Source organism: Streptomyces sp. SID14478 (assembly GCF_010548525.1).
GTDB lineage: Bacteria > Actinomycetota > Actinomycetes > Streptomycetales > Streptomycetaceae > Streptomyces.
Genome location: NZ_JAAGMG010001039.1, coordinates 1 through 21,164, shown reverse-complemented (window position 1 = coordinate 21,164; position 21,164 = coordinate 1). Strand labels below are relative to the sequence as shown.

General features: G+C 69.6%; 19 protein-coding genes and 1 riboswitch. Of the genes, 8 read left to right on the top strand and 11 right to left on the bottom strand.

The window, feature by feature from the left end:
• Window positions 1–298 precede the first annotated feature (298 nt).
• The 3 genes from G3I40_RS33670 to G3I40_RS47585 all read right to left on the bottom strand — a co-directional run bounded on the left by G3I40_RS33670 (window position 299) and on the right by G3I40_RS47585 (window position 2,802).
• Window positions 299–697 (bottom strand): ATP-binding protein, encoded by a 399-nt coding sequence (locus G3I40_RS33670; RefSeq protein WP_164558632.1) that lies wholly within the window; start codon window positions 695–697, stop codon window positions 299–301.
• 388 nt (window positions 698–1,085) lie between these two features.
• Window positions 1,086–2,459 carry a metallophosphoesterase gene (locus G3I40_RS33665; RefSeq protein ID WP_164558631.1) on the bottom strand — a complete coding sequence of 458 codons (1,374 nt, stop codon included), beginning with the start codon at window positions 2,457–2,459 and terminating at the stop codon, window positions 1,086–1,088.
• A gap of 100 nt (window positions 2,460–2,559) precedes the next feature.
• Window positions 2,560–2,802, bottom strand: a complete 243-nt coding sequence (locus tag G3I40_RS47585) for a hypothetical protein (RefSeq protein ID WP_239092100.1) — start codon at window positions 2,800–2,802, stop codon at window positions 2,560–2,562.
• A 142-nt stretch (window positions 2,803–2,944) separates the two neighbouring features.
• On the opposite strand from G3I40_RS47585, the gene G3I40_RS33660 reads away from it, so the two are divergent.
• Window positions 2,945–4,231 (top strand): D-alanyl-D-alanine carboxypeptidase, encoded by a 1,287-nt coding sequence (locus G3I40_RS33660; protein WP_343245102.1) that lies wholly within the window; start codon window positions 2,945–2,947, stop codon window positions 4,229–4,231.
• 378 nt (window positions 4,232–4,609) lie between these two features.
• On the opposite strand, the gene G3I40_RS33655 is transcribed toward G3I40_RS33660, so the two are convergent.
• The 4 genes from G3I40_RS33655 to G3I40_RS33640 form a co-directional block, all read right to left on the bottom strand.
• Window positions 4,610–5,719: a YihY/virulence factor BrkB family protein gene (locus tag G3I40_RS33655; RefSeq protein ID WP_164558629.1), complete on the bottom strand. Its 1,110-nt coding sequence runs from the start codon at window positions 5,717–5,719 to the stop codon at window positions 4,610–4,612.
• A gap of 14 nt (window positions 5,720–5,733) precedes the next feature.
• The gene (locus G3I40_RS33650; protein ID WP_203645236.1) at window positions 5,734–6,279 is read right to left on the bottom strand and encodes a GtrA family protein; all 546 of its coding nucleotides are present in this window, start codon (window positions 6,277–6,279) and stop codon (window positions 5,734–5,736) included.
• 173 nt (window positions 6,280–6,452) lie between these two features.
• Entirely contained in the window at window positions 6,453–7,343 is an 891-nt protein-coding gene (locus tag G3I40_RS33645; RefSeq protein WP_164558628.1) for a decaprenyl-phosphate phosphoribosyltransferase, read from the bottom strand.
• 254 nt (window positions 7,344–7,597) lie between these two features.
• Window positions 7,598–8,116: a phosphatase PAP2 family protein gene (locus tag G3I40_RS33640; protein ID WP_164558627.1), complete on the bottom strand. Its 519-nt coding sequence runs from the start codon at window positions 8,114–8,116 to the stop codon at window positions 7,598–7,600.
• Window positions 8,117–8,484: 368 nt separating this feature from the next.
• Here G3I40_RS33640 and G3I40_RS33635 point away from each other — a divergent pair, with 368 nt between their 5' ends.
• Together G3I40_RS33635 and G3I40_RS33630 are read left to right on the top strand one after the other, a co-directional pair.
• Entirely contained in the window at window positions 8,485–9,828 is a 1,344-nt protein-coding gene (locus G3I40_RS33635; protein WP_164558626.1) for an FAD-binding oxidoreductase, read from the top strand.
• Between the two features lie 321 nt (window positions 9,829–10,149).
• Entirely contained in the window at window positions 10,150–10,905 is a 756-nt protein-coding gene (locus tag G3I40_RS33630) for a decaprenylphospho-beta-D-erythro-pentofuranosid-2-ulose 2-reductase (RefSeq protein ID WP_164558625.1), read from the top strand.
• A 93-nt stretch (window positions 10,906–10,998) separates the two neighbouring features.
• Here the strand turns inward: G3I40_RS33630 and G3I40_RS33625 are convergent, their stop codons facing one another.
• Both G3I40_RS33625 and trpS read right to left on the bottom strand, forming a co-directional pair.
• Entirely contained in the window at window positions 10,999–11,583 is a 585-nt protein-coding gene (locus G3I40_RS33625) for a 2'-5' RNA ligase family protein (protein WP_164558624.1), read from the bottom strand.
• A 48-nt stretch (window positions 11,584–11,631) separates the two neighbouring features.
• Window positions 11,632–12,645 carry a tryptophan--tRNA ligase gene (gene trpS / locus G3I40_RS33620; protein ID WP_164558623.1) on the bottom strand — a complete coding sequence of 338 codons (1,014 nt, stop codon included), beginning with the start codon at window positions 12,643–12,645 and terminating at the stop codon, window positions 11,632–11,634.
• A gap of 165 nt (window positions 12,646–12,810) precedes the next feature.
• On the opposite strand from trpS, the gene G3I40_RS33615 reads away from it, so the two are divergent.
• From G3I40_RS33615 to G3I40_RS33605, 3 genes are all read left to right on the top strand, one after another.
• Window positions 12,811–13,464, top strand: coding sequence for an RNA polymerase sigma factor (locus G3I40_RS33615; protein ID WP_343245100.1), 654 nt, complete (start codon window positions 12,811–12,813; stop codon window positions 13,462–13,464).
• Window positions 13,445–14,251, top strand: coding sequence for a hypothetical protein (locus G3I40_RS33610; protein ID WP_164558622.1), 807 nt, complete (start codon window positions 13,445–13,447; stop codon window positions 14,249–14,251). The genes G3I40_RS33615 and G3I40_RS33610 overlap by 20 nt, the downstream gene beginning before the upstream one ends.
• 223 nt (window positions 14,252–14,474) lie before the next feature.
• On the top strand, window positions 14,475–15,083 hold the full coding sequence (locus G3I40_RS33605; protein WP_343245099.1) for a hypothetical protein: 609 nt from the start codon (window positions 14,475–14,477) through the stop codon (window positions 15,081–15,083).
• A gap of 94 nt (window positions 15,084–15,177) precedes the next feature.
• Here the strand turns inward: G3I40_RS33605 and G3I40_RS33600 are convergent, their stop codons facing one another.
• Window positions 15,178–16,641 carry a glycine hydroxymethyltransferase gene (locus tag G3I40_RS33600; protein WP_164558621.1) on the bottom strand — a complete coding sequence of 488 codons (1,464 nt, stop codon included), beginning with the start codon at window positions 16,639–16,641 and terminating at the stop codon, window positions 15,178–15,180.
• A 61-nt stretch (window positions 16,642–16,702) separates the two neighbouring features.
• A riboswitch (ZMP/ZTP riboswitch) is annotated at window positions 16,703–16,789 on the bottom strand.
• Window positions 16,790–16,976: 187 nt separating this feature from the next.
• Between G3I40_RS33600 and rocD the strand changes: the two genes are divergently transcribed.
• Window positions 16,977–18,164: an ornithine--oxo-acid transaminase gene (gene rocD / locus G3I40_RS33595; protein WP_203645233.1), complete on the top strand. Its 1,188-nt coding sequence runs from the start codon at window positions 16,977–16,979 to the stop codon at window positions 18,162–18,164.
• Window positions 18,165–18,398: 234 nt separating this feature from the next.
• Window positions 18,399–19,256, top strand: a complete 858-nt coding sequence (locus G3I40_RS33590; RefSeq protein WP_164558620.1) for a hypothetical protein — start codon at window positions 18,399–18,401, stop codon at window positions 19,254–19,256.
• A 438-nt stretch (window positions 19,257–19,694) separates the two neighbouring features.
• Here G3I40_RS33590 and G3I40_RS47580 read toward each other — a convergent pair whose 3' ends face one another.
• Window positions 19,695–21,119, bottom strand: coding sequence for a PLP-dependent aminotransferase family protein (locus tag G3I40_RS47580; protein ID WP_343245101.1), 1,425 nt, complete (start codon window positions 21,117–21,119; stop codon window positions 19,695–19,697).
• Window positions 21,120–21,164 lie beyond the last annotated feature (45 nt).

Genomic DNA, 21,164 nt, shown 5'->3' with positions numbered 1-21,164 from the left:
AAGGCGAGGGCGGTACGGCGGGCGGGCGCGGTCAGGGGCGTGGGCGGGGCTCGAAAGGCGCGCCGTCGGAGCGCAGGCGCGTTGCGGAGAGCGAGGGCGGTGCGGAAGGCGAGGGCCGCCGAGACAGCGGGCGCGACATGGAAGGCGGGCCGTCGGAACGCAGGCCCGGCGCGGAGGACGGGGGCGGCGCGAAAGGTGGGGGCGGCGCGGAAGGCGAGCCGTCGGAGGGAGCGGTGGGGCCGGAGGGCACGGAGGGGGCAGGGGCTGGGCCCGACTCCTCGGAGCGGGGAGCGCGCGGTCAGGAGCGGACGAGCGCCCAGATCGTCTTGCCGTAGCGGCCCCGCTGCCACACGCCCCAGGCCTCGGCGAGGCCGTCGACGAGGTGCAGTCCGCGTCCGCTCTCCTCTTCAGGGGCACACGGCGGCCGCATCTGCGGCTCGGCCGTGGACTCATCGGACACTTCGATGAAGCACGAGCCGTCCGCGAGCACGGTCACCGCGATCTCGAACTCCCGTGCACGCACGGGCCCGTGCCGTATCGCGTTAGTCGCCAGTTCGGAGACGAGCAGTACGGCGGTGTCGAGCGCGTCCGCCGGCCCCGTATGCCCCCAGCCGGCCAGGTGCTCACGCACACGCAGCCGCGCCACCCCCACCGAGGCCGGGTGCCGCGGCAGTCTGAATGCACTGCGTCGCAACACATGAAGCCACCTCCTTCTCCGCAAGATGAACACGAGTTCGCCACATGATGCAGCGTGCCAACCGCAGAAGGCGCCACTGCGGCCACTTTCCCCACATCGCTATTCGGTCATATCCGGGATCGCCACTCTTTGGCCGGACCCGAAATCGGTCCCGCTCTCGAGTCCGGCGCTGTCTCGGAGTCGGAGCCGGCACTGTCTCGGAGTCGGAGCCGGGGCTGTCTCAGACTCGGGACCGGGCCGGGGCGGCCGGACCGGGCCGGAGTCGGCGGGGCGACGGAATCGGCCCGGGGCGGAATCGGCCCCAGGGTCAGGCTGGGAGTAGGCCCCGGAATCGGGGTTGGAGTCGGAGGCGGAGGCGGCCCGGGCTCGAAGGCGGGGCAGACCTTGTTCACGCCTGCTTCGAGGCGAGCTCCACGACCGTGATGTCGGAGGGGGCACCCACCCGGACCGGCGGGCCCCAGGCGCCCGCGCCCCGGCTCACGTAGAGCTGGGTGTCGCCGTAGCGATCCAGGCCCGCGAGGGTCGGATTCGCCGCGTCGGCGATGAAGTTGCCGGGCCACAACTGGCCGCCGTGCGTGTGCCCGGACAACTGGAGGTCGACACCGTGCCGCACCGCCTCGTGGATCATCACGGGCTGGTGGGCGAGGAGGACGGCGGCGCGGGACCTGTCACGGTCGCCGAGTGCCTTGCCGTAGTCGGGGCCCTCGTCGTAGTTCTCACCGGTGATGTCGTTGACGCCCGCAAGGTCGAACGCGCCCATCTCGACGCGGGCGTTCTCCAGCGGGCGCAGGCCGATCTCGCGGACGTGCTCAACCCACTGGTCGGCACCCGAGAAGTACTCGTGGTTACCGGTGACGAAGAACGCGCCGTGCCGGGCACGCAACCGTGCGAGCGGGGCAACCGCGGGGGCGAGGTCCTCCACGCTCCCGTCGACCAGGTCACCGACGACCGCGATGAGATCGGGCTGCGTGGCATTAATGGTGTCGACGACGCGCTCCGCGAAGCCCCTGCCGAGCACCGGGCCGATGTGGATGTCGCTGACCACCGCGATCCTGAATCCGTGGGCCACCCGCGGGAGTTTGGCCAGCGGAACAGTCACCCGCTTCACCTTCGGCCCCCGCAGCACGCCGTACGCGCCCGAGCCCACGACGCCCGCGGCGGCCACGGTGGCGGCGACGCCGACCGAACGGGAGAGGAGGAGCCGGCGACTGGGGCCGGGGGCCGGGACGGGATTCGGGTCGAGGGTGGCATCTGATGCAGGGGTGGCGTCCGATGCGGGGCGGGATGCAGCGGCGGAGGCCGGGGCGTGAGCGGATACGCCTTCGGCTTCACGTCCGGCCGCCGGGGCGGTGGTGGGCCCGGATGCGAATCCGGATGCGGACCCGGATGCGGATGCCGATGCGGGAAGGCTCGATTCAGCGGCTCCAGCGGATAGTGGCCCGGTACGTTCGAGCACGCGCCGCAGCAGGGGCCGGATGACCTCCCCCACCAGCAACGCGAGCACCAGGTAGATCGCGAACGCCATCCACAAGAACCCCGGCCACGCCAGCACCTGCTGCACCAAGAACGGCGCCTCGGCCCGCTCGGCGGCCACCGCCCCGAACATCAGCACCGGCCCCGCCACGAACACCACCGTGCCCAGGCGTCTCGGCCATCCCGGACCTGCCGTCGTGTCCCGGACGAGACGGCGCCACGCGTAGTAGTGCAGCCCTGCGAGCGCCGCGACTGCGGCCAGGGCGATCACCACAAAGACAACGATCATGACGCGTCCGCCTGTTCCGCCGCTTCGACCTGCCGACCCGCTCCGCCCGTTCGGCCCGTTCGGCCCGTCCGGCCCGTCCGGCCCGTTCGGCCAGTTCCGTCTATGAAGTCCGCCGCAGTGCACGCACTCCGCGGAACCCGATGCCCCCTACCACCGTCCCCAAGACAAAGGACGCGACGGCGAGCGTCAGGTGCACCCAGAAGTACGCCGTCGGATCCCCGGCGTCGTCGAAGGCGAGGCCACTGCCGTCCTTCCACAGGTTCTTGACGAAAGTGATCCAGATGAACCAGCTCCACACCCCGAAGGCGAGCAGGAACCAGGAGACGGGGCGGCTGAGCTTCATACATTCAGTATCGCCAGCCGCCTTCGCGCACCGCCGCCGGGGTGGGGCCGGAGAGACACAGAACACCTCGGCGGAGACTTACGGGTCGTGTACATGTACGTTCTCGACCGTGCCTGCCTCCCATGCGTCGTACATGTCGTACATGAAGAAGTCCACGCAGCCCACGCGCGCTACCGGCCCGTTGCGCGCCACGCTGCTCACGACTTCCGCGGTCCTGCTCACGGCCTCCGCCCTGTCCCTGACGCCCGCCCTCCCGGCGTCGGCCGCGGACCAGCCGGACAAGGAACCGTCCAAGAGCGCCACGAAGAAAGCCGGACCTCCGGCCAACATGTCGAAGATCGGCGGCCCCCAACTGGGAAAGCCGGGCACGCAGGTGAACCTGGGCGCGGGCGCCCCCGTCCTTCCCAAGGACCTGACCGCCAAGTCCTGGATCGTCACGGACGCCGAGTCGGGCGATGTCCTCGCCTCGCACAACGCGCACTGGCAGCTGCCTCCCGCCAGCACCCTCAAGATGCTCTTCGCGGACACCCTCCTCCCTAAGTTCCCCAAGACCACGACGCACAAGGTCGTCCCCTCCGACCTGGCCGGCATGGGCGCGGGCTCCAGCCTCGTCGGCGTCAAGGAGAACTTCACCTACACCGTCCACGATCTGTGGCTCGGCGTCTTCCTGCGCTCCGGCAACGACGCGGTGCACGTCCTGTCCGCGATGAACCACGGCGTCCCGCAGACGGTCAAGGACATGCAGGCCCACGCCCAGGATCTCCAGGCGATGGACACGAACGTCGTCAGTCCCGACGGCTACGACGCCCCCGGACAGCACTCCTCTGCCTACGACCTCACCCTCTTCGCCCGCTCCGGCCTGCAAAAAGCGGACTTCCGCGAATACGCCTCCACGGCCACCGCCAAGTTCCCCGAGTCGCAGAAGAAGGGGAAGACCACCAGCCGCTTCGAGATCCAGAACACCAACCGTCTCCTCACCGGTGACGTAGGCCTCGACGCCTACAAGGGCATCGCGGGCGTCAAGAACGGCAACACCACCAACGCCGGCGCGACGTTCACCGGCGTCGCCGAACGCAACAAGAAGGTCCTCCTCGTCACCGTCATGAACCCCGACTCCAAGGAGAGCCACGCGGTCTACAAGGAGACCGCCCGCCTTCTCGACTGGGGTTTCCAGGCCGACGGCAAGGTCACCCCGGTCGGCACCCTCGTCCCGCCGAAAAGCGCGAAATCCCCCGGCTCCGGCACCGCCGGCTCGGCCAGCCCCCAGGGCGAAGCGGGCCCCGCCAAACCTGCCGCCCATGCCACGGCCTCCACGGACAACTCCAGCGGCGTCGGCATCGCCCTCGCCATCACGGGCGGCGTCCTCGTCGTCCTGGCCGGCGGGGTCTTCCTCGTCCGCAAGAAGTGGCCGCTGCGCGCCAAGAGCTGACCCGACGCTGACAGCCTCGGTCCCGCGGTCGAGCACCGGGCTGGGGCAGCAGGCCTGGGGCTTTGAGCTGTGAACTGAGGGCTTGGGGGCCTGGGGCTTGGGGGCCTGGGGCTTGGGGGCTTGGGGGCTTGGCGGCTTGGCGGCTTGGCGGCTTGGCGGCTTGGCGGCTTGGGGCTGACGGCATTGGTCTGAGGACAAGAGGCCTGTGGAGAGAGGCCTGCGGAGAGAGACCTCCGGGCAAAGACCTGTGGGCACAGCCTGTGGACAGCGAGGGTGTGGACATTAGGCAGTGCTGAAGGCGGTGCCGGACTCTGAAGGCCACCCCTCGCACGGAGTCACCGGGGGCTCTTCAACCCCAGGCCCGCCTCCTCTGCCCTGTCAACTCCCCGGCGCCGAAGCTCTGTCAGGCCCAGCCGTTGATCCGGTCACAGGCCCGTCCGCTGCACCAGTCGCCGGTTGCCCGGCAGCAGGCTGCCCGGCCACAGTCCCGTTAGCACCGCTTTCCGAACCACGGCTACCGCCATCACCGCCACCTGCGGATCCCTCCTCCCCGGCCACCCCCGCTGCCGCCGCCACCCCGGCCACAGCCTCCGCATCGGGCTCGTCGTTCCCAGGCCCTTCCTCCTCCCGCCCTGCCGCGACAGCACCCCCCGTCGCGGTCCATGCGGAGCAGAACAGCACCAGCTTCGCCGTGAAGTTGATCCACAGGAGCAACGCGACGGGTGTGCCGAACGCCCCGTACATGCTCTTCGCCGCAACGCCCTTCATATAGCCGCCGAGCAGCAACTTCAGCAGCTCGAACCCCGCCGCCCCGATCAACGCAGCCGTGACCAGGTCCCGCCTCGGCGGCTGCACCCCGGGCAGCAACGTCAGCACGTACAACAGCAGCAGGAAGTCCGCCAGCACCGCGATCGCGAACGCGACGGCCTGCAGCAGCGCACCGCCCCACCCCTCCTTGTCGATCCCCAGCTGATCGGCGGTCCACCCCACCGCCGTGGACGCCAACGTCGACGCCACCAACGAGGCCAGGCCCGCGCCCCCGAGCCCCATGAGCACCCCGGCGTCCTTGAGCTTGCGCAGGACAGGGTTCTCTTCGCTGTCCGGCAGCTCCCACACTGTCCGCAGGCACTCCCTTATGGAGCCGACCCACCCGACACCGGTGAACAGAAGCAACGCCCCGGCCACGACCCCGATCGTCCCCGCGTTGTCGATCAGCGCCCCGAGATCCAGCTGATCGGCGATCCCGGGGACCTGATCACTGATCTTCGACTCGAGCTTCTGCTGCTGATCGGCGCCGAGGGTGCCGGCAGCAACCGCCGCGGCCACGGTGAGGAGCGGGAACAACGCCAGGAAGCTGATGAACGTCATCGCCGCCGCGAGCCGCGCCCACTTCACCTCGTCGAGCCGTTCGTAGGCGCGCCAGGCATGGGTCAGCATCAGCCGGGCGACCAATGGCCCGACGACAGGGAGTTTCTTCAGCCAATCCATGATCCCAGCCTGCCCTAGTTGACCGGTTCGACCGGTCTCTCACCCGCCGGTCTGTCGCCGGCCGTTCTCCCGTCAACCGCTCTCGCTCCGGCTGTTCTCACCCCCGCCTCCTCCTCGGCCGGGCGCTCGCCCGCCCCGTCACCCGCGCTCGCACCCGGCCTCGTACTGGGGCCCACCGGCGTCACTCGCGATCCGGCTCCGAAGACCAGGGTCCGAGTACCCCAGAACCGCACCATCGTGGCCAACGCCATCCCCACCCCCGCGCCCGAGATCGTGTCGGCTGCGGCTGAGGTGAAGCCCAGCCCGTAGTGCGACACCGCAATGCACAACAACTGCACCAGAGCCCCCACCACGTTCACGGCGAAGAACACCGCGTACTGCTGCAACCGCGACACCCCAGCGGCCCTTGTGCGGTAGGTCCCGAGCGCGTTCCCCAGGTACGCAACCGAGCAACCCGCCACGAACGACAGGGCCTTGGCCGAGATCGGATCCATCCCGCCCGGTCCGCGCAGCCAGACGAAAAGCCCCAGATCAGCGGCGTAGGCACAAACCCCCACCATCGCGAATCCGGCCAGCTCTGGCCCCCACTCCCTTACGCGTGACCTCACTCCACGCCGGACTCCCACGCTCTCCCCCGCTTCACTCCGCACGTTCCCGACTCCTTCCCCCGCTCCTGCCACACCCTCGCTCTCGTCTCTTCCTTCTCCGTTTCCTTCGCCACCGCGATCGCCGCTCACCAGTCCGCGACCGCGAGTCCGTACATCGCCATCCAGACGAGTCCGATCACCGCCAGCGCCCGGTCGCGCAGCACCACGTCCTCCGGTTCACCGGCTGTCCCGCGGTCGGCGAAGACCGCGTATCTCAGGACCGCGAGGATGAACGCCACCATCGACAACTGCCGCCAGGGCAGCAGACTGCTGCGCGCGACACCCCCCTCCTCCATCGCCCACAGGCAGTAGGCGAGCACGGCCGCTCCGGCCGCCAACTGCCATACGAACCGCAGATAGCCGGTCGTGTACTCGCTCAGGAGCGCGCGCGTGGCCCCCGCCTTGTCGGCCATCTGCACCGCCTCGGAGTACCGCTTGGCCGAGACCATGAACAGAGCACCGAACCCGGTGGTGATCAGGAACCAGCGCGACAGCGGGATCCCGAGCGCGAGACCGCCGATCATCGCCCGCATCAGGAACCCGGTGGTCACCACGACCAGGTCGACCACCAGGACGTGCTTGAGACTGATGCAGTACGCCAACTGCATGCCGACGTAGGCGGCCAACAACGCCGCGGTCAGCGGATTGCACAGCATCGCCGCAGCCGCCGGCGCGAGTACGGCCAGTGTTCCTCCGACGGCGTAGGCGACCGGCACAGGAACGATCCCCGCAGCCACCGGCCGATTCCGCTTGACCGGGTGGGCCCGGTCCGCCTCGGCGTCCCGCGCGTCGTTGATCAAGTACACCGCCGAGGCAGCCGCGGTGAACAACCCGAAGACCAGCACCAGTTGAACCAGCGCGTGCCGCGAGAACAACTCCCCGGCCGCCGCGGGGGCGGCCACCACCAAGACGTTCTTCACCCACTGCCTCGGCCGAGCCGTCCTGAACAACCCGGCGGGCAACCCGAGCGGCCTCATCCCCTTCGCCTCAGGCGCCGCAAGGCCCGGCCGCTCCAACAGCGCCGTCGCCACGCCACCGGCCTGTGCCGCCCCGGCAAGCCGGGGACCACCCCCGTTCCCCATTCCTTCCTCACCCCCCGTTCTGTCTCGTCCGTCACCGAACGCCCCGCGAACACCCGGCTCACCCAGCTCACTGAACTCGCCGAACTCACCGGACGCGCCCGGCCCCTCCACTGCCCCGCGCCGCCTCTCCGCCCACTCCTCGCGCTCCGTCATCGCGCCCCACCCCCGGTCATCCAGCGCGCCCCTAGCCTCGCCGTGAGCGCACCCAACGCGGCGCCCGCCGCGACGTCGGAGGGATAGTGCACGCCGACGACCATGCGCGAGACGCACATCGCGGCAGCCAAGGGCGGCACCAGATGAGCCCCTGCCGGCCTCAGCGCCCCGTACGCCACCGCCGCTGCAGCCGCCGACGTCGCATGCGAACTGGGGAACGAGTGCTTCCCCGCCGTCCGCACCAACGGCTCCACGCCCGTCTCGGCACCAGGCCGCGGCCTGCGCACCACCCTCTTCACACCCATGCTGGCCAGGTGAGCCCCGGCGGTGAGCGCTGTACCGCGCAGCCAGGCCGTGCGCCGTTCACGATCGGCCGCCGCCCCGACCAGTCCTGCAGCCAGCCACAGCGCCCCGTGCTCACCTGTCCAGGACAGCGCACGCGCGACCGCTGCCACGCGTCGGTCGGTGCCACAGTCGCGCAGCGCCGACAGCAATCGGCGGTCCATGTCGTCCATACAGCCACTCTGGATCCGAAAATGCCTACATCTTGGGCATTTTCATATGACACCCCATCAATCACCCATTTCAGTGAGGAAATGCCTTATTTGGAGCGAAGCTTCCTTCTTCGGGCGATACGGTCGCGCACATGGCTGCCGACCCTGTATCCACCTCCACCTCCGCGTCCTCATCCGTCGCCGCTCCTCTGCCCGGCCCCGTCCCCGCGCCTGTCTCCGCGCCCTCGGCCACGGCTTCGACGCCTCCGGTCTCCTCCTCGGTCTCGGCACCCTCTCCCGCTCCGGCACCCGTCTCTCCTGCGCAGACGGACTTCGTTCCCGGGACGGCCGCGCGCGCCGTCCCGCCTTCGACCCCGGGATACGACACTGTGCCGGTGACCGGCTGGGGTCGCACGGCTCCGACGTCCGCACATCTGGTGCGGCCCCGGTCGTACGAGGAGACCGTGGCGGCTATCCGAGAGTGCGCCGCACCCGGCCGCCGGGGCGGCATCGCCCGCGGCCTGGGACGGGCCTATGGCGACGCGGCACAGAACGCGGGCGGGGCCGTCCTGGACATGACCGGCCTCAACCGGATCCACGCCATCGACGCCGACAACGGCACTGTGCTGTGCGACGCGGGGATCTCCCTGCACCGGCTCATGGAAGTGCTCCTTCCTCTCGGCTGGTTCGTCCCGGTGACCCCGGGCACGCGGTATGTCACGGTCGGCGGTGCGATCGGCGCCGACATCCACGGCAAGAACCACCATGTCTCCGGCTCCTTCTCCCGCCACGTCCTCGCCCTGGAACTCCTCACGGCCGACGGAGAGGTCCGCGTCATCGAGCGCGGAACGGAGCTCTTCGACGCCACGGCGGGCGGCATGGGTCTGACCGGGATCATCCTCACGGCCACTGTTGAACTGCAGCGCGTCGAAACCTCATTGATGACTGTCGACACCGAACGCGCGACAGATCTCGATGACTTGATGGCTCGCCTCACCGCCACTGATCACCGCTACCGCTATTCGGTCGCCTGGATCGATCTGTTGGCCCGCGGTGCCGCGATGGGCCGCTCCGTCCTCTCCCGCGGGGACCACGCTCCGCTGGACGCCCTGCCCTCCCGTAAACGCCACACCCCCCTGTCCTTCCGTCCGAGTCAGCTTCCCGCTGCTCCCTCCTTCCTGCCGGAGGGGCTACTGGGCCGAACCAGCGTCGGTCTCTTCAATGAGTTGTGGTATCGCAAGGCGCCCAAATCCCGCGTCGGCGAGATCCAGAAACTGTCGACCTTCTTCCACCCCCTGGACGGTGTTCCGCACTGGAACCGCATCTATGGGCGCAGCGGTTTCGTGCAGTACCAATTCGTCGTCGGCTACGGCAAGGAAGAAGCCCTTCGCCGGATCGTGCAGCGCATCTCGGACCGCGGCTGCCCCTCCTTCCTCGCGGTGCTCAAGCGCTTCGGCGACGGGGACCCCGGTTGGCTGTCCTTCCCGATGCCGGGCTGGACTCTGGCTCTCGATATTCCTGCCAACCTGCCGCAGCTCGGCGCGTTCCTCGATGAACTCGACGAGGAGGTGGCCGCGGCGGACGGCCGGATCTACCTCGCCAAGGACTCACGACTGCGCCCCGAACTGCTCTCCGCCATGTATCCACGGTTGGACGACTTCCGCTCCTTGAGAGCGCAGCTCGATCCGCACGGCGTGTTCCGCTCCGATCTGTCGCGCCGGCTGGATCTTTGATGGGCCACGGCGCGGCGCGCGCTGTCCCCTCCCTTCGCGCACCTGCACGTACGCGCATGAGTCCACATCCCTCATCCCGCAGCGCCACTCCACCAGCTCGCGTCCGAATCAACTCGGTCAACTGCAGCACCACTTGAGCGCCTCCCCTTTCGTCAGCGCGCCCCCTGCTCGCTTCCGTCACTTTTGATACACCGCTCGGGCCGATCGGGTTCCCGATCCGATTCGCCGATTCCAATTCCTCGTTCTCGCACACGGCTATCGGTGGGCTTTCGCCCCGCACCACGCCGCCGACCAGCCCGGCCTCATTGGAGTTTGGTTCTCATGAAGGACGCCTTCGGTACCCCCCAGTCCCTCCTCATCCTCGGCGGCACGTCCGAGATCGCGCTGGCGACGGCGCGCCGGCTCGTCGCCCGGCGCACTCGCACCGTGTGGCTCGCGGGCCGTCCGTCCGCGGCCCTCGACAGCGCCGCGGCGCAACTGCGGGACATGGGTGCCGATGCCCGCACCGTCCCGTTCGACGCCCTCGACTCGGAGTCTCACGAGGAGACCCTCGGCAAGGTCTTCGCCGAAGGCGACATCGACATGGTGCTGTTGGCTTTCGGCATCCTGGGCGACCAGGCCCGGGACGAGGCGGAGCCCCTGTCTGCGGTACGCGTCGCACAGACCAACTACACCGGCGCCGTCTCGGCGGGACTGATCTGTGCACGGGCGCTGCAGGCCCAAGGACACGGTTCGTTGGTGGTCCTGTCGTCGGTCGCGGGCGAGCGGGCCCGCCGCGCCAACTTCATCTACGGCTCGAGCAAGGCCGGGCTCGACGCCTTCGCGCAGGGACTGGGTGACGCGCTGCACGGCACCGGGGTCCACGTCATGGTGGTGCGCCCAGGATTCGTCCGGTCGAAGATGACGGCGGGCCTGGCGGAGGCGCCGTTGGCCACGACGCCCGAAGCCGTGGCACTGGCCATCGAGACGGGGCTGCGGCGCCGGTCGGAGACCGTGTGGGTGCCGGGGACCCTGCGGGTGGTCATGTCTGCCCTGCGGCACGTACCGCGGCCGGTGTTCCGCAGGCTCCCGGTCTGACGCCCGCCCGTCGCGGACCACACGAGACAGCGCGGTCCGCGCGGTTTGTGAGCGAGGCGCCCGGGGCGAGTCCCATGACCGCCCCGGGCAGCGTCAGCGTGCAGGCAGCCGTCGTCCGCGCGCCGTACGGCCGGGTCCCTGCGCCGGAAGCGTGGGCTTGCCGAAGGTGAAATCCCTCAGCTTCCGCCAGACGCCGTCCGCGCCCTGCTCGTAGAGAGCGAACCCATTGCACGGCCAGGACGCCTCGTAGCCGGCGAGCTCCTCGAACGCGTGGTCCATTGCGTCGTCGGCGATGCCGTGTGCCACGGTGACGTGCGGGTGATACGGGAACTGCAACTCGCGTGCGACGGGGCCCGATGCGTCGCGTACCTGCTCCTGCAGCCGCGCACACGACTCGGCGCCTTCGGCGACCTGCACGAAGACAACGGGCGACAGCGGACGGAACGTTCCCGTCCCCGAGAGACGCATCGTGAAGGTTCGTCCGCGGCCCGCGACTTCCTCCAGGTGCGCCTCGATCGCCGACAGTCCCCCGGCTTCCACCTCGGTCGGCGGGAGCAGGGTGATGTGCGTGGGAATACCGTGCGCCGCGGGGTCGCCGAAGCCCGCACGCCGCTCCTGGAGCAGGCTGCCATGAGGCTCCGGGACCGCGATCGAAACCCCGATCGTTACGGTCCCCACGTCATACTCCTGTCGTCGTGTGGTGTGCGGGCGTGCGGAGACTCGAACTCAGTGCTTGGCGGGCAGGAAGCCGACCTTCTCGTACGTCTGCGAAAGGGTCTCGGCGGCAACGGCTCGCGCCTTCTCCGCACCCTTGGCCAGGAGCGAGTCGAGCGTCTCGGGGTCGTCCAGGTACTCCTGCGTGCGAGTCCGGAACGGTGTCACGAAGTCCACCATGACCTCAGCCAGGTCCGTCTTGAGCGCACCGTACATCTTGCCCTCGTACTTCTGCTCCAGTTCCTGGATACCGGTGCCGGTGAGGGTGGAGTAGATGGTGAGGAGGTTGCTGACGCCCGGCTTGTTCTCCACGTCATAGCGGATGACGGTGTCGGTGTCGGTGACCGCGCTCTTGACCTTCTTGGCGGTGGTCTTCGGCTCGTCGAGAAGGTTGATGAGGCCCTTCGGAGTCGACGCCGACTTGCTCATCTTGATCGACGGATCCTGAAGGTCGTAGATCTTGGCCGTCTCCTTCAGGATGTACGGCGCCGGAATCGTGAAGGTCTCGCCGAAGCGGCCGTTGAAGCGCTCGGCCAGGTCACGCGTCAGCTCGATGTGCTGACGCTGGTCCTCACCGACCGGAACCTCGTTGGCCTGGTACAGGAGGATGTCGGCAACCTGAAGGATCGGGTACGTGAAGAGCCCTACCGTGGCACGGTCGGCACCTTGCTTGGCCGACTTGTCCTTGAACTGCGTCATGCGGCTGGCCTCGCCGAAGCCCGTGAGGCAGTTCATGACCCAGCCGAGTTGGGCGTGCTCCGGAACGTGACTCTGGACGAACAGGGTGCAGCGGTCCGGGTCGAGTCCGGCGGCCAGGAGCTGGGCGGCGGCGAGCCGGGTGTTCGCCCTCAGCTCCTTCGGGTCCTGCGGAATCGTGATCGCGTGCAGGTCCACCACCATGTAGAAGGCGTCGTGGGACTCCTGCAGCGCCACCCACTGGCGGACCGCGCCGAGGTAGTTGCCGAGGTGGAACGAGCCCGCTGTGGGCTGGATACCAGAGAGCACACGGGGACTTTCAGAGGCCATGCCCCTCATTGTCTCAGGTGTCGCTCCTTGCTCGGGCCCAGGTGTCCGACGCGTGCACGCCAAGGGCAGCAAAGGTGCGGACGGGCAGTCCCGAGGGGTGACGGGCCGGGGCAACTCGTGCGTGACGAGTGGGAACCGAACGCCGCCGACCGGTGTATCAAAGTCGTGAGGGCACAGGGGGAAGTCCTGGAGGGGGGCCGCGTCGTCGACGAGGGTGCGGTGATCGCCCGCGTGCGCGCCGGAGAGCCGGAGGCGTACGCGGAGTTGGTCCGCGCCTTCACCGCGATCGCCCTGCGAGCAGCGAGAGCGCTGGGCGCGGGCGCGGACGCGGAAGACGTGGTGCAGCAGTCCTTCTTCAAGGCGTACTGCAGCTTGGGGCGATTCAAGGACGGCTCGGCATTCAGGCCGTGGCTCCTCAAGATCGTCGCCAATGAGACGAGGAACACAGTGAGATCGGCAGGGCGGCAGCGCTCGGCCGTCGGCCGCGAGGCCGCGATGGCCGAGGCCGAGCCGTTGATACCGGACTCGACCGATCCCGCGGTCGCCGCCATCGAGATAGAGCGCCGGGCCGAGCTGCTCGCCGCGCTGGAGCTGCTGAGCGAGGAGCATCGCCTCGTCGTCACCTATCGCTATCTGCTGGAGATGGACGAGGCGGAGACGGCCCAGGCACTCGGCTGGCCGCGGGGCACGGTCAAGTCCCGGCTCAATCGGGCGCTGCGCAAGCTCGGCCAGCTGCTGCCCGCCGGGCGGGACTCCGGGACGGTTCCGCCACAGCAGGTGAGGAAAGGAGGTGACAGGCATGGGCGGGCGACCCGATGACGAGCCGGAGCTGCCGGACGAACTGCGCTCGCTGGGCAGGCTCATGGAAGGGCCGGACGGCGCGGGCGAGACGATGGCGGAGCGTGTGCTGGCGCAGATACTCGCCGAGCACGTCCCCACGCCTGTCGCTGAACCGGCGTGGGCACCGAGGCTGTTGCGTCGGATACGGCGCTGGGTGCGGCTGCGCTGGCGTGTGATCACAGCAGCGTTGTGCGGGGTGGCGACGTTTGTCGTCTTCACACCGCCAGTGCGGGCAGCTGTCGCGGACTGGTTCGGCTTCAGCGGGGTCGAGGTGCGCTACGACCCGTCGGCCACCCCCTCCGCTGCCCAGGTCCCTGACTGCGAGGCCTCTCTCCCTTGGGATCAGGCCGTGCGCCGGGCAGGTTTCCGGCCCATGGTCCCGGCGGAGCTGGGATCACCTGACGCGATCACGGTCACCCGTGAGCCGGGGGACCGCGCTTTGCTGACTCTGTGCTGGCGGAACGACGGCCGCACGATACGGCTCGACGAATATCCGGCCTTCCTCGACATGGGCTACGTCAAGACAGCCCCGATACGGCCGGAGTGGGTCACGGTGGGCGGGGACAGTGGGCTGTGGTTCACGCGCGAGCACCGGTTGAGCTTCTGGATGTTCGACAAGCACGGCGATCGGTGGCACCGATCCGAGCGCACGGCGGGGCCGACTCTGCTGTGGACGCACGGCACCTCGCTGACTCTGCGGCTGGAAGGGGTCGCGTCCCCGAGCCGGGCGCTGAAGATCGCCGAGTCAGTACGCGATCCGCGCTAGCCGGCGCGGACAAAAGACGCTCCTCGAATGGGAACCCGGAGGGGTCGAGCGGTGTACCAGAAGTGAACCGGCACGGAGGGGCCGCGCCGGGGGTCGACTGGGGGTTCGGATGCGTACGGTACGGAAAGTGGCGGCGCTGGTCACAGCGCTCGCGGCCGCGCTGGCCATGGTCCTTTTCAGTGGGTCGCAAGCGCTGGCCGGCGGACCCACGAGCGTCTTGATCGTGTCACCGGAGAGCTTGCAGAGCAGGGCCCTCTACTTCAGCGACAGGAAGTACGACTACCTGGCCATTCTCCTCGGTGAGGCCGGAGTGGGGCAGGAGAAAGTGCCTCCCGGGCTCGGTGTCGGAGCAGGGCGACAGCTCAACGTGACATGGATGGTCCACGACGTGCAGCCCTGGCGTGTCGACCAGGTCTTCCCGGACACTCCGGGCAGCAAAGAGGTCTGGATCCATACATCCACAGACATACCGGCGTCGTACAACGGCTACTGGCACAGGGCGAAGAGGCCTGGTGAGCTGCGGACCCTGCTGCACGAGCTGGGGGTGATGGGCAAGAAGTCGCCGGAGGGCAGCAGCCCCATATTCCCCAGCCCGGAGAAGACCGGCGCTCCGGCGGCCGCGCATCCGGGCACGGACTCCACGGCGCCGGCCGCGGCCGCCACGGCATCGCGGGGCGAGGGAACCGACTGGTGGTGGGCGTTGCCCGGTCTGGTGGCCGGCGCAGCAGCGGCCCTGCTGCTGCGCCCCTTGGTGATAGGGCTGCCGGAGACGCTCTCCGCGACGCGCAGGCGCAGGGAGACCGGTCCGCGGCAGGAGCTGCGGGACCTGTGACCGCCCGCATCTGCTGGGGTTCTCACCGCGCCCGCCGTCTCCTGAACGGGCTGAGGCTCGTCCGGGAGACAGCGGAGCGGGAGACGGTCAGCGATCAGCCGAGGTCGACGGCCGGGTAGAGCGGGAACCCGGACAGCAGGTCGGCGGCCCGGTGAGAGACCTCGTCAGCGACCTTGGGCTCCAGGACGTGCTGCGCCTTGGAGGGGACGCCCTTGCTGGTGGTGCCGGCCTCGGCCGCAGTGAGGACACGGTCGATGAGCGCGGCGATCTCGTCCATCTCGGTCACACCCAGACCGCGGGTCGTGAGGGCGGGGGTACCGATGCGGATACCGGAGGTGTACCAGGCGCCGTTCGGGTCGGCGGGGATGGCGTTGCGGTTGGTGACGATGCCGGAATCAAGAAGCGCGGACTCGGCCTGTCGGCCGGTCATACCGTAGGAGGTGGCGACATCGATCAGATTGAGGTGGTTGTCCGTACCGCCGGTGACCAGGGTGGCTCCTCGCCGGGTGAGGCCCTCGGCGAGGGCCCGGGAATTGTCGACGACGGCTTGTGCGTAGCCGTGGAAGTCGGGGCGCCTGGCCTCGGCGAGGGCGACGGCCTTGGCGGCCATGACGTGCGGCAGCGGACCACCCAGCACCATCGGGCAGCCGCGGTCGACCTGGTCGGCGAGCGAGTCGTCGCACAGGACCATGCCGCCGCGCGGGCCGCGCAGCGACTTGTGGGTGGTCGTGGTGACGATCTGAGCGTGCGGCACGGGGTCGAAGTCGCCGGTGAGGACCTTGCCGGCCACGAGCCCGGCGAAGTGCGCCATGTCGACCATCAGCGTCGCGCCGACCTCGTCAGCGATCTCCCGCATGATGCGGAAGTTCACCAGGCGCGGGTAGGCGGAGTAACCGGCAACGATGATCAGCGGCTTGAATTCGCGAGCCGTGGCGCGCAGCGCCTCGTAGTCCAGGAGTCCGGTGGTCGGGTCCGTGCCATAGCTACGCTGGTCGAACATCTTGCCGGAGATGTTCGGTCGGAATCCGTGGGTGAGGTGGCCGCCTGCGTCCAGGGACATGCCGAGCATGCGCTGGTTGCCGAATGCCTGCCGCAGTTCGGCCCAGTCCGCATCGGACAGGTCGTTGACGTTGCGCACGCCGGCCTTCTGCAGGGCCGGGACCTCGACGCGATCGGCGAGGACGGCCCAGAAGGCGACGAGGTTGGCGTCGATTCCGGAGTGCGGCTGGACGTATGCGTGCTGTGCGCCGAAGAGCTCGCGGGCGTGTTCGGCGGCCAGGGACTCGACGGTGTCGACGTTGCGGCAGCCGGCGTAGAAGCGACGACCGACAGTTCCCTCGGCGTACTTGTCGCTGAACCAGTTGCCCATCGCCAGCAGGGTGGCCGGAGAGGCGTAGTTCTCACTGGCGATCAGCTTGAGCATCTCGCGCTGATCTGCGATCTCCTGACCGATGGCGTCGGCGACACGGGGCTCCACGCTCCGGATCACGTCGAAGGCGCTGCGGAAGGCGACGGATTCGGTGGAAAGGGAGGAGGAAGAAGAAAGGGGCTCTGGCATGAAGGACCTCCGGGACGGTTTCTCCCCGGCTCGAGCGGACTCGGGCACATGGGGCAGTACTCGGTTCGGCCCAGGCGCACGGCACACAGTTCACGGGCCGCTCCCCGATGGTCGGTCCCATCCCAGCGCGCCAGTCACGGCCCTGGGTTCACATTACCGGGCGCGCCGGTGCGCGAGGTTTCCCCGTCCAGGATGCGAGCGACGATAGGAAAGGGCCACAAACCCGTCTCGCGCCGTAAGAGCCGCAAGGCCTTCAGAGCCGTAAGAACGGAGATCCCGTGACTTCTGTGACTCCTCCCTCGACCACCAACGACCCGCATGCCGCTACGGAGAGCTTGATCGCTGCCTCCGACGAGCACAGTGCGCACAATTACCATCCGCTGCCCGTCGTCGTCGCCACCGCAGAGGGCGCCTGGATGACGGATGTCGAAGGGCGCCGCTATCTGGACATGCTGGCCGGGTACTCCGCGCTCAACTTCGGGCATGGGAACCGGCGGCTGATCGAGGCGGCCAGGGCCCAGCTGGAGCGGGTGACGCTGACCTCGCGGGCGTTCCACCACGACCGCTTCGCGGACTTCTGCACGCAACTCGCCGAGTTGTGCGGCATGGAGGCGGTGCTGCCGATGAACACGGGGGCGGAGGCGGTGGAGACTGCTGTGAAGACCGCCCGGAAGTGGGGGTATCGCGTCAAGGGGGTGCCGGACGGGCGGGCGCGGATCGTGGTCGCGAGCGACAACTTCCACGGTCGCACCACGACCATCGTGAGCTTCTCCACGGATCCGGAGGCCCGGGCGGACTTCGGCCCGTACACGCCGGGGTTCGACATCGTCCCGTACGGGGATCTGGCGGCTCTCCAGGAGGCGGTCACCGAGGACACGGTGGCGGTGCTGCTGGAGCCGATCCAGGGGGAAGCGGGGGTGCTGGTTCCGCCGGCCGGATATCTCGCGGGGGTCAGGGACGTGACGCGCGAGCGGAACGTGCTGTTCATCGCGGACGAGATCCAGTCGGGGCTCGGGCGGACGGGGCGGACCTTCGCCTGCGAACACGAGGGTGTCGTGCCCGACATGTATGTGCTGGGCAAGGCCCTGGGGGGCGGTGTCGTGCCGGTGTCGGCGGTGGTGTCGAGCAAAGCGGTGCTGGGAGTGTTCCGACCGGGCGAGCACGGGTCCACGTTCGGCGGCAATCCGCTCGCGTGTGCTGTGGCACTGGAGGTGATGGCGATGCTGCGATCCGGGGAGTTCCAGCAGCGGGCCACGGAGCTGGGTGAGCATCTGCACGCGGAACTGGGCCTGTTGACCGGCACGGGCAAGGTGGCCGAGGTGCGGGGCCGCGGTCTCTGGGCGGGTGTCGACATCGATCCGTCGTACGGAACGGGCCGGGAAATCTCGGAGAAGTTGATGGCCCGGGGTGTGCTCGTGAAGGACACCCACGGCTCCACGATCCGGATCGCCCCTCCTCTGGTGATCAGTAAGGAGGACCTGGACTGGGGGCTCGACCAGCTCCGTGCAGTACTCGGCGCGTGATCGGCGCCCGGAGACGTCCGAGAGTTCCTTGACACCTGAAGAGTGACGACGACGCCGGGGAAGCAGCGAGTGCCCCGGCCGGGCTCGGGGCCGTAGCCCCGGGCCCGGTCGGCGGCCAGGGCCTGTCCGTTTTCGTCGGCGACGGAGTGTGTGAAGAACACTGATCCGGTGCGCGCAGCCGGACCCCGCTCTGGTTCGGCTCCCTTCCTCTAGAGTCGCTTTGTGCCTCTTGGAATGATTTGCGCGTTGGGCTCCGCGATCTGCTTCGGAACGGCCTCGGTGCTTCAGGCCATGGCCGCACGGGCGGCTGAGCCAGGCAGCGGGTCGGGAGTGGACCCGGCGTTGCTGATGCGGGCGTTGCGGCAGTGGCGTTACGTCGCGGGGCTCGGGCTCGACGGGCTCGGGTTCGTGCTGCAGGTCGTGGCCTTGCGGTCCCTCCCCATCTACACCGTGGGGGCGGCACTCGCCGCGAGCCTGGCGGTCACGGCTGTGGTCGCCGCGCGGCTGCTCCAGGTGCGGCTGAGCGGCGCCGAATGGAGCGCGGTGGGAGCCGTGTGCGCGGGACTCGCCATGCTGGGACTGGCGTCGGGGGCGGAGGGCGAGCGAGCGGGTTCCGATGCACTGCGGTTCGCGATGCTGGGGGTGGCCGTCGGGGTGCTGGCGATGGGGGCCGGGGCAGGGCGGCTGCCGGGGCGGGGGCGAGCCCTGGCGTTGGGACTCGGGGCCGGTCTCGGGTTCGGGGTGGTCGAGGTGAGCGTGCGGCTCATCGACGACGCGGCGCCAGGCGCGCTGCTGACGAACCCGGCGACGTATGCGTTGCTGGTGGGCGGAGGTGCGGCGTTCCTGCTGCTGACCTCGGCGTTGCAGCGGGGTTCGGTGACGGTGGCCACGGCCGGGATGGTCATCGGCGAGACGGTGGGGCCGGCACTGGTGGGAGTGGTGTGGCTCGGAGACCGGACGCGGTCGGGGCTGGAGTGGCTGGCGGTGGCGGGGTTCGCGGTGGCGGTGGCCGGGGCGCTGGCCCTGGCCCGGTTCGGTGAGGCGCCGATGACGGAGGAACCGGACCAGGGTCGGGCGACCAGCACCGAGTAGGCGATGGGCGATGCCCCACGAGGTGGCAGAACAGGGTCGGACAACCGACACCCCACAATCGGACAACCGACACCCCACAAACGGCGCCCCACGGAGTGACGGAACCTGGTCACGCGACCGACACGACGCACGCCGCGACCGACACGACGCACGCCGCGACCGACGCCACGCACGCGAGGCGTCATGGGGGCGGTGGAACCACCTCAAGCATCCGGCACCCACCTCACAGGCGACACCCCGCGAAGTGACGGACCAGGCCAAGCCAGACAGCCGACACCACTCAGGCGGCGCCTGCCCGCGAAGGGGCGGAACAGGGTCAGGCGGCGCGGCGCCTGCCCGCGAAGTGGCGGAACCCGGTCAGGTCACAACCGGCACCGCCCAAGGCCGGCCCATCACCGCGGTCATGTGTGGGCCGGGGGTTCTCGACCTACGCGGTTCCTAGGGAAGGACCCGGCACAGTGCGTCCAGAGCGCCGGTCCAGGCGTGGTCGGGTGGGGTGCCGTAGCCGACCACCAAGGCATCGATCGAGGCGGCCGGGTCAGCGGCCAGTTCGTGGCGGAAGCTGGAGAGGCCGGCGACGCCCAGGCGCTGCCAGGCGGCGGCACTGACCACGGACTGTTCCGTGCCGGGCGGGAGTTGGAGTACCGCGTGCAGCCCCGCGGCGATACCGGTGGCGCGCACGGAGGGGGCTCGTGCGGCCAGCGCGGCCACGAGTTGGTCGCGGCGGCGGCGGTAGCGCAGGCGGGCGCTGCGCAGGTGGCGGTCATAGGCACCTGAGTTCAGGAACTCGGCGAGGGTCAGCTGGTCGAGGGCGCCGCACGACCAGTCCATGGAGCCCTTGGCCTCGACGACCTCCTGGGTGAGCGCCGACGGCAGGACCATCCAGCCCAGGCGCAGCCCGGGGGCGAGTGACTTGCTCGCCGTGCCGAAGTAGACGACGCGGTCCGGGTCGAGGCCCTGGAGCGCGCCCACGGGCTGGCGGTCATAGCGGAATTCGCCGTCGTAGTCGTCCTCCAGAATCAGCCCGTCCGTACGACGCGCCCAGTCGACGACGGCGGCCCGCCGGTCCGGATGCAGGGGGACGCCCATGGGGAACTGGTGAGCGGGCGTCAGCAGGGCCGCGCCGACGGCGGCGCGTCCACCGGATGAGCCGCCGCCCTCCGCCCCGACCGCCTTGTCTGCCCGCTCTGCCCGGCCGGGCAGACCCGTGGTGCCAGCCGCGCCGGCCTGGTCCTCCCGAACCGCCCGACTCGCTCGACCTTCCCGACCCGCCCGAGCCCCGTGAACCCCTTGATTCCCATGAACCCCTTGAGCCCCGTGAACTCCGTGGGTGCTATTGGCCGCGTGGGCCCCGCGAGCTCCTCGAGCCCTATCGGCCCCACCGGCCCCATCCATCCCATGGGCCCCATCAACTCCGTCGATTCCTTCGACCCTGTCGACTCCATCGACCCCGTCGGCCCCGCGCGCCCCACGAGCCCCCCAGGCATCCAACTCCCCGGGATTCGTGCCGAGTTCATCGAGGGGGAGGGGGTGGGTGTGCAGGCCCGCGCGGGTCAGGATGTTCCAGTGGATGTCGAGGCCGTAGCTCTCCACGGCGATGTCGTGCACGCCCCTTCGGCGCAGGACGTCGCCGAGCAGCATCAGGCCGTGCACGAAGCCGGCGCAGATGACGATGCGGTCGGGGTGGGCGTGGACGCCGCGGGCGCGGGCGAGGTAGTCGGCGAGGGCGGAACGCAGTTCGTGTCGGCCGCGGGGGTCGCCGTAGCCGAGGGCCTCGTTCGGCGCTGCGGCCAGGGCGCGACGGGAGGCCTTGAGCCACTCCGCGCGGGGGAACGAGGAGAGGTCCGGGGCGCCGGGATGCAGGTCGTGCAGCAGCCTGCCGGGGGCGCGGCGGCCGGGGGTGGGGGC